The sequence below is a fragment of the Microcoleus sp. Pol10D4 genome (assembly GCF_036701555.1).
Lineage (GTDB): Bacteria > Cyanobacteriota > Cyanobacteriia > Cyanobacteriales > Microcoleaceae > Microcoleus.
In genome coordinates this window covers 22062-30806 of sequence record NZ_JAUBRA010000076.1, presented here as the reverse complement: position 1 = coordinate 30806, position 8745 = coordinate 22062, and the positions used below count along the sequence as shown (strand labels likewise).

9 protein-coding genes are annotated in these 8745 nt (G+C 46.4%); 3 read left to right on the top strand and 6 right to left on the bottom strand.

The features are described from left to right. The first annotated feature begins 266 nt into the window (after positions 1-266). The gene (locus QUA36_RS26625) at positions 267-1676 is read left to right on the top strand and encodes an NB-ARC domain-containing protein (protein ID WP_333459642.1); all 1410 of its coding nucleotides are present in this window, start codon (positions 267-269) and stop codon (positions 1674-1676) included. Between the two features lie 15 nt (positions 1677-1691). Here QUA36_RS26625 and QUA36_RS26620 read toward each other — a convergent pair whose 3' ends face one another. The 5 genes from QUA36_RS26620 to QUA36_RS26600 form a co-directional block, all read right to left on the bottom strand. After that, complete coding sequence (locus QUA36_RS26620) at positions 1692-1859, bottom strand: hypothetical protein (protein WP_333459641.1); 168 nt, start codon at positions 1857-1859, stop codon at positions 1692-1694. Positions 1860-1876: 17 nt separating this feature from the next. Next, positions 1877-2044, bottom strand: a complete 168-nt coding sequence (locus tag QUA36_RS26615; protein ID WP_333459640.1) for a DUF5615 family PIN-like protein — start codon at positions 2042-2044, stop codon at positions 1877-1879. A gap of 9 nt (positions 2045-2053) precedes the next feature. Then, entirely contained in the window at positions 2054-2383 is a 330-nt protein-coding gene (locus QUA36_RS26610; RefSeq protein ID WP_333168473.1) for a DUF433 domain-containing protein, read from the bottom strand. Positions 2384-2538: 155 nt separating this feature from the next. Then, positions 2539-3561, bottom strand: coding sequence for an ATP-binding cassette domain-containing protein (locus QUA36_RS26605; RefSeq protein WP_333168479.1), 1023 nt, complete (start codon positions 3559-3561; stop codon positions 2539-2541). A gap of 598 nt (positions 3562-4159) precedes the next feature. After that, complete coding sequence (locus QUA36_RS26600) at positions 4160-4348, bottom strand: hypothetical protein (protein ID WP_015175516.1); 189 nt, start codon at positions 4346-4348, stop codon at positions 4160-4162. Positions 4349-4522: 174 nt separating this feature from the next. Here QUA36_RS26600 and QUA36_RS26595 point away from each other — a divergent pair, with 174 nt between their 5' ends. After that, positions 4523-4693, top strand: coding sequence for a hypothetical protein (locus QUA36_RS26595; RefSeq protein ID WP_333459639.1), 171 nt, complete (start codon positions 4523-4525; stop codon positions 4691-4693). Here QUA36_RS26595 and QUA36_RS26590 read toward each other — a convergent pair. Continuing rightward, positions 4686-5609: a histone deacetylase gene (locus QUA36_RS26590; RefSeq protein WP_333459638.1), complete on the bottom strand. Its 924-nt coding sequence runs from the start codon at positions 5607-5609 to the stop codon at positions 4686-4688. The two genes, QUA36_RS26595 and QUA36_RS26590, sit on opposite strands and share 8 nt — an antisense overlap. Positions 5610-6005: 396 nt before the next feature. On the opposite strand from QUA36_RS26590, the gene gyrA reads away from it, so the two are divergent. Further along, entirely contained in the window at positions 6006-8717 is a 2712-nt protein-coding gene (gene gyrA / locus QUA36_RS26585; protein ID WP_333168478.1) for a DNA gyrase subunit A, read from the top strand. Positions 8718-8745: the final 28 nt, after the last annotated feature.

Below are 8745 nucleotides of genomic sequence, written 5' to 3'. Positions count from 1 at the left end.
ACTAATTATAAAATGGAACCGAAAAATAAAAAATAAAGGTAACTTAGTTAATGCAGTTTAGATGTCGAACAGCTTACCATCTTTAGCTACCTCGATTATCAAAAAAGCTTTTACATATCCTAATTATTCACTTCAGAGCTTGGTTATGACTATCGGAAAAAGTCAGATTTTGTCTGATATTGAAAAACTACGATTGTTGGCAAATGTTAGAAAATGTCAGAAGATGTCAGATATAATTGGCAAAACCTCTAGCAGCTAGCCGACTAATGGATGTTAAAGAAGTGTTGAGATTTACCGACAACCTAGTTTTCGCAAAAACAGGAAAACACCTCGCCGATCTGCAAGAGACTGTACTGCGGGGTGTTTGGCAAGGTAAGACATACATTCAGATCGCCGAGGAATCTGGCTACAGTGAGGGTTACACTAGGGATGTTACCTCAAAATTGTTGAAAGTTTTGTCAAAGTTATTAAGAGAAGATATAAATAAATCAAATTTTCGATCGACAATGGAAAGATATCAAATTTCTCACTCTTCTAATTTCCTCAATCTAAATTTTGTAGAAAAAGGTAGCATCAACGTCTGCACAGAAGCCTCACAGCCTCCCAAAACTTCACAAAACTCACCCCCAACACAAACCTCAACTGAAGACGACACCCAACAAAAACCGCGACTCGATTTAAGAGATGCACCGACTCTCAAAACCTTCTACAACTACCCCAACTCACCCCTCACCGCCCTCGAAACCTGGATTCTAGAGCAAAACTGCCGCCTCCTCACCATCACAGGCATGGCAGGCACCGGCAAAAGTGCGATCGCCCGTCACCTCATCCCCCAAATTCAAACTCAGTTCGATCGCATCATCTGGCTCAGTCTCCGCACCTCCCCACCCCTCGAAACCACCCTCAAAACCCTCATTCAATTTCTCTCAAATCAACCAGAAATTAACATACCCGCCCACACCGATGTTCAGTTATCAATCCTAATAGAAACATTGCGCGAAAATCGCTGTCTCATCATCCTCGATGACGTGCAGCAAATTCTCAGAAGCGGGCAACTTGCAGGAAATTACAAACCCGGATATGAAAACTACGGAACCCTATTTAAACTCATCGGCGAAATTCCCCACAATAGCTGCTTAATTCTCAATAGTTGGGAACCACCCTCAGACATCCTCACATTCACCGACGATAATTCAGCAGTACGTTTATTGCAGTTAACCGGTTTAGGTGAAGCAGGAACAGAAATTCTTAGACAAAAGGGTTTGTTGGATGAAGAATACTGGTCAGAATTGATTAACCTTTATCAAGGTAATCCCCTCTGGTTAAAATTAGCCGCTCAAACCATTAACAACTTATTTGGCGGTAGAGTCTCTCAATATTTAAGCTATCAACCAGTATTTTTAAGCGATGAATTGACACCGATATTGCAGCAGCATTATCAGCGGTTGTCGGAAATAGAAAAACAGGCGCTCGGCCTAATCTGCACTGAAATTGAGCCTGTTTCGTTTACCCAATGGATGGCAAAATGTCAAGGATCACAAGGCGAATTATGTAAAGCAATTCAATCTTTAGCCCGACGGGGAATGATCGAAAAATTGGGCGGTGAAGCTGAAATCGTTTTCACGATTCCACCTGTGTTAAAACAGTATGTTAAAATGGTTGCAGAAGAGTCTTAAATATCTAGCTAATTGTTACAATGGTAGATACAAAACAACTCCTTTCCACTCCGATTGTTCGCTACAGTTAACCAGCACCAGAAGTTCATCAATAGCCTGTCTAACTGTCATTCGATCGTTAATTATAAATAAACCTGACATTTGTTCCTTATCCCTCAACTGTTCGTAAGCCAAATCTGGCATAGTTGCCCTGTCATGGCTTAACACAATGCGATCGTTCTGGGCCCCGCCCAGTTGAGAATTGTTGGATCGTCAGCTTCTCGCAAACCAACATCCTGAACGCGAAGCAAGTCAAGGTCTGGCTGACGCAGGAAAAGCCCTCGAACAATATCGCCATTAAAATTTTCATCGCTCAACAGCCGCAGCATAGTTAATCCTCAAGATTGTTTTTGGGCTAACAAGCGCGATCGAATAACGCTGAGATCGGGTTGAATATCCAACAAACGCTGACGGACGGAATCTGCTAATTGTTCGCGATAATTGAGATAAGTTTCCACTGCTTCTTGGTGTCGGAGATAATAGCCTATCGCACTATAGACATCAGACAATGACACAGTTGAATAACGCTGCACAATTGATTCGGGCGATGCACCATCCTGAAAAGCTCGAATCACCAATTCCAGCAAAACTCTTGAGTTTCCCACCCGAATAGCACCTGTTGCATCTTCTCGGAAAGGAGGCGCTTCAACTTCCAAAACAAGATTCATCTATTAATATCCCCCAAAATTACGAGCGTATTTTTTCACTCTCCTCTTAAGATTATATAGCAGAAGGAAGAAGGTTTTCTCTTCCTTCTTCCCTCTTCCTTATATCCGTTACATCCGTTACAAAATCCGTTGCCGAACTTCCCTCTTCCCTCAAACTACGATCGCATCGCCTGTTTTTGTTCAGCCTTCAAATCGCGGTTGCTAGCAGCAGCCAACTCCGCATCCAACAGCGTCTTACCAGTCGCCGCCAAATACACATCATCCAAACTCGGCCGAGATTGAGCAATCCCAAAAGTAGGCAATCCCGCATCTTTTAAAGCTTGCTGAATAGTCACCAGCGCATCGCTTTGCGGTGTTACTACTAAATTGAGAGAATTTCCTTGGGCCGTATTGACAATTACTTCTTGCACAAAAGGCAGCGATTGCATCAGAGTTTTAGCTTTTTCGGCTTCTTCCATCGGCGAAAACTCCCGAATCCGCAGAGTCACCCGATCGCCCCCAACCCGATTTTTCAACTCTTCTGGCGTGCCCTGTGCAATCACCGTACCCTTGTCAATAATCGCCACGCGATCGGCCAAAGCGTCAACTTCTTCGAGATAGTGACTCGTTATCAAAACCGTAGTACCTTCCTCTCGCAAGCGGCGCAGGAAATCCCACACTACCACCCGGCTTTCAATATCGAGCCCGACAGTCGGTTCGTCTAACACCAAAACATCCGGCTGGTGAAGCAACCCAGCAGCTAAGTCGAGGCGTTTGCGGATACCGCCGGAATAAGTGCCCGTCTTTTTATTTTCCCACTCCTCCAAACCGAGGAGTTTCACCATTTCGTCAATCCGCCCTTTAATCCTAGGGCGCGGCAAATGGTAAAGCGCTGCTTGCAGTTGCAGGAGTTCCCGCCCCGTCAGCACCTTATCCAGAGCCACTTCTTGGGCGACATAGCCTAGTCTTTGTCTGGCAATTCTCGGCTGACTGACAGCAGAAATGCCAGACACTTCAATGCGTCCGCTATCGGGCGCACTCAAAGTACAAAGTACCCGCAGGGTTGTGGTTTTGCCTGCACCGTTGGGGCCTAGCAAACCAAATATTTCCCCCGGTTCTACCTTGAAGGAAACATCTTTAACGGCTTCTACAGTGCCGTAGCGTTTCTGAAGATTTTCAATTAAAACGGCGGGAGCCATATATTTTGGGGATGAACTGGTTGTTAATATTTTGACACTTCCGTGCTCAAATTGCCGGAATGGTCGATCGACCAATGCGACTCGGTGTACTGGTAACGATCGCACACTCCTCCTCAACCGGAAACTGCTGATAGTTTTGATTCTTAATATCAGTTTAAAAAATATTAATTTTATAGCGGTTTTCAACCCTGATATTCATCAGTTTTCTCACTCTCCAATCTCCCATCTCACATCAAAAAAAATTATGAGTTTTGAGTTAATTATAACTTCTCAGTTAGTAACTCAAAACTCACAATTGTTCAACAAGTAGAGATGCACCCGAAACCTGTTATTTTATAATTATCTCTACCTATAGGCTGATGTGTAGCGAGATTTTGATAATTTACACACTGGTCAAACACATCACACTTTTGAGCCAACTATTAAACACAAAAAACTTCCCTAATTGGCAAGTTCTACTTGTAACGAGTTTCCAAAAAATGTAACTGTAGATCAGTGTTCTCAACCCCGATAGTTATCAGTAATTACCAATTCTTTAATCGAAAATCGAAAATAGAAAATGGTATTAACTCCCCTAAAGGGAGTGGCTGCCACCTCTTTAATCTACAATTTTTACCCAACCGCGGCGAACGTTGTACAGCAGTCGGTTGATGATGGCATACTCATCTTCATTCAGTGTTCTTTCTAAGAGTGCAGATCTGAGCTGTCTCCGGTCGTGGCGAGTCACGACGCTGGAGAACATGACCTGACCAAATAACTCTTCGAGTGTCATTTGGGATACTGACATGATAAACCTCCTAGTTGATTGAGACAGATAAAATTTTAACAGGCTTGTTGTATTTATATTATCCACTCTGGGAGGGACTTCAAAGGCGATCGAAAACATTGACACGGTGTGATTTTTAGGTTAAAAATCTGTGACCGAGACTTTGATGCCCAGTGACTTGGATCTCTTAAATTTGTGATGCTTGTCACTAAAGCCAGAAGGAAGAAGTCAGAAGTTCAGAGGGAAGAAGTCAGAAGTCAGAGGAAAAAAGACTATCAAGCGCGATCGGCCTCAAAAGCTCTCCATCCCGTGCTCACGGCTTCTCAAAACCTCATTTTTCCCTATGCCAATTTTCCAGCTAATTGAGGCATCGGTCAATAGTCGCCACCACCGACTCAGCCAACTCTTTGAGCGCGTAACCCCCCTCCAAACCAAAAGCTATGCGGCGAGTGAGTTGCAGGCAGTATCCGGTGAAAGTACCGAAATCTGACGGCATCAGAGTCATGCTCGCCAGCGGATCGGACGCAGTAGCGTCATAACCAGCGCTGACAATCAACAAATCCGGTTCAAATTTGGACAAAAAAGGCACGACAAGAGATTCAAAGGCGCTCAGGTATTCAGCTATGCCACTGCCGGGATAGAGAGGAATGTTCAGCACGTTGTCGTAAGCACCCCGCTCCTCGGCATCTCCTGTTCCCGGATAGCACGGAGATTGGTGCAGGGAACAGTAGGCAATTTGCCGGCAGTTTTCCACCAAAGATTGAGTGCCGTTGCCGTGGTGTACGTCCCAGTCGAGGACAGCGACGCGGTTGACTCCCGGCTGTTCCAGGGCGTAGTGAGCGGCGATCGCAGCATTGGAAAACAAGCAAAAACCCATCGCGCGGGCGTTTTCGGCGTGGTGTCCTGGCGGCCTGGCCAGCACAAAAGCCGGTTCCCCCGCAGCCACCACTCGATCGACCCCATCGAGCCAAGCACTCGCCGCTAGCAGCGCTACATCGTAACTTTCAGCAGAAATCGGCGTATCACCGTCGAGGTAGCCACCTCCCCGATGAGCCAAATGTTCGACTTCTTTGATGTATCTTTGCGAGTGAACTTTTTTGATAGCCGAGAACAGTTGTTGTTCGCGCTGCGCCACTGGGGTGGGCAGTTGCCATTCAATTTGAGCCGCCCAGGGAGCAGCTTTCAGAGCGTTGACGATCGCCGTTAAACGTTCTGGTCGCTCTGGGTGAAGCATTCCAGTCTTGTGCAGCAAGAAATCTTCGGAGTAGATGACGGGTAGCATCGGCTGATTTTAGATTTTAGATTTTAGATTTTAGATTTTTAGTTGGCTTTAAGAAGGCATTCGGTTTTGTGAAATTAAAATTTCGATCAAGTAACCATTTTAATTTCTTATAGGGCCGTCAAAAAAACTCACCAAAGCATGAAACTCTTCAGCCTAAAAAAACCTTTCTAGCTTTTGCCAACTGCTGACAAAATCACCAACTGACAAATTATCAATTGTGCTTGTTTCGTCCCTTAAATTTTCTGGCAACTTTCCCATAAATTCCAAGGCAAATTGTGATATAATTTCAGGAGTAATTTGCAATATTTGGCAGCTCTACTGAATCCAAACCGATTTTATCGCATTTTTGAGATTTATAGCGGTCAAATTTAAATTTTTAACGGAGTTTTTCAACCTATGAGCACCTCTGAGTCGCGGATAATCCCGACGGATCTGGGTAATGAGATGTCCCGATCGTACTTGGAATACGCCATGAGCGTAATAGTCGGTCGGGCGCTACCAGATGCCAGGGACGGTCTCAAGCCCGTTCACCGACGCATTCTCTACGCCATGAACGAATTGGGCTTGACTCCCGATCGACCTTTCCGCAAATGCGCCCGCGTCGTGGGGGAGGTGCTGGGCAAGTATCACCCGCACGGAGATACAGCAGTTTATGACGCCCTGGTGCGGATGGCTCAGGATTTCTCCATGCGGGAACGCCTGATCAACGGCCACGGCAACTTCGGCTCGGTTGACAACGACCCGCCCGCTGCCATGCGGTACACAGAATGTCGCCTCACAGCTTTGACTAGCGACTCCATGCTGCGCGACATCGACTCGGAAACAGTTGATTTCGGCGACAACTTCGACGGTTCCCAGCAAGAACCCCTCGTACTCCCCGCACGCATCCCCCAAATTTTGCTCAACGGTTCCTCCGGGATTGCTGTAGGGATGGCCACCAACATTCCGCCGCACAATTTAGGCGAAATAATTGACGGTTTAGTAGCACTAATCCACAATCCAGCAATTACTGACCTGGAATTGATGCAGTACATCCCCGGCCCGGACTTTCCCACCGGAGGGCAAATTCTCGGTAGAGGCGGCATTCGCGATGCTTACACCACCGGGCGCGGTTCGATTACAATGCGCGGAGTCGCCGGCATTGAAACCATCGAACATCCCGGTCGCCCCGACAAAGAAGCAATTATTATCACCGAATTGCCTTACCAAACAAACAAGGCAGCGCTAATTGAGAAAATTGCCGAACTTGTCAACGACAAAAGATTAGATGGAATTTCCGACATTCGCGACGAAAGCGATAGAGACGGAATGCGAATCGTGATCGAACTCAAGCGCGACGCCTATCCCCGCGTCGTCCTCAACAATCTCTATAAACAAACACCCCTCCAAGCCAACTTTGGAGCCAATATGTTAGCGCTAGTAAATGGGGAACCCCAACTACTTACGCTCTCCCAATTCCTCAATGTCTTCCTAGATTTTCGCATTGAGACAATTACTCGCCGGACTCAATATGAGCTCCGTAAAGCAGAAGAACGCGACCACCTTCTGCAAGGCTTATTAATTGCCCTAGACAACTTAGATGCAATTATTCACCTAATTCGCGCCGCTGCCGACTCCGCAGCAGCCAAACAAGAATTGATGGATAATTACGGTCTTTCTGAACAGCAATCCGACGCAATTCTGCAAATGCAGCTCCGGCGTTTGACAGCATTAGAAGCGCAAAAAATTCAGCAAGAACACGAAGAATTGCGAACTAAAATCGCAGATTTGGAAGATATCTTAGCGCGCCGGGAACGCATCTTAGAAATCGCCGAATTTGAAGCCGTCGAAATCCAAACCAAAATCGCCACTCCTAGACGCAGCGTCATCGAACACGCCGAAGGAGAAATCGATGAAAGAGATTTAATTGCCAACGAACAAGCAATTATTCTAATCACAGAGCAAGGCTACATTAAGCGGATGCCTGTCAGCACTTTCGAGGCCCAAAGTCGCGCTACTCGCGGCAAAGCAGGCGCGAAAATGAAAGAAGACGACGGAGTAGAACATTTCCTTTCCTGCTGCGATCACGATAGCGTTTTGTTCTTCAGCGACAGAGGCGTAGTTTACTCTGTCAAAGCTTATCAAATTCCCATTTGTTCCCGGACTGCCCGCGGCACTCCTGTGGTGCAACTGCTGCCGATTCCTATAGAAGAAAAAATCACTTCTATGGTGTCAGTCACAGAATTCACCAGCGAAGAATACTTGGTAATGTTGACTCGCGGCGGCTACATCAAGAAAACCGCACTTTCAGCTTTTGGCAACATCCGCACTAATGGATTAATCGCGATTTCTCTAGAAGAAGGCGACCAACTGCGCTGGGTACGCAGAGCAAAAGTGGGTGACAGCATCATCATCGGTACGCGCCAAGGCATGGCAATTCATTTCCGCACCAATCACGAACAGTTGCGCCCAGTCGGCCGCGCGACGCGGGGTGTAAAATCAATGAAATTGCGATCGGGCGATGAGTTGATTAGCATGGACATTTTGCCCAGTTCAATTGTTGCCGAAATTGCTGAATTGGAAACTGAAGACTCGGAATTAGAGGGAGCTAATATTGCTCTATTAGAAACTGAAGACTCGGAATTAGAAGGAGGCGAAATTGCTGAATTGGACACTGAAGATGGGGAATTGGAAGACGAAGAATTAGAACTGCAAGCCGAGGAAATTGAAGGCGAAGAGGTCGAAGAAATTTCGACAGTTAGCAGCGAAGTTCCTTCGGTGTTGGTAATCACCACCAACGGCTACGGCAAGCGGGTTCCTGTGTCTCAATTCCGCCTCCAAAGACGGGCTGGTAAGGGATTGACGGCTACTAAATTCAAGTCTAAAAAGGGTAAGGATCAGGTAGCTGCGCTGCGAATTGTCAACGAAGATGACGAGTTGATGATCATTACCAACCGAGGTATTATTATCCGTCAGGCTGTGAGTGCAATTTCTACTCAATCGCGCACTGCAACGGGTGTGCGGGTGCAGCGGTTAGATGAGGATGATTCGATCGTAGCTGTGGCTTTAGTGCCGCCTGCTGGTGAAGAATCTGCCGAAGAATCGGAATCTGAGGAAGTGGCAGAATAGTCATAGGTTAATAGTTTGTAAGGTGCGC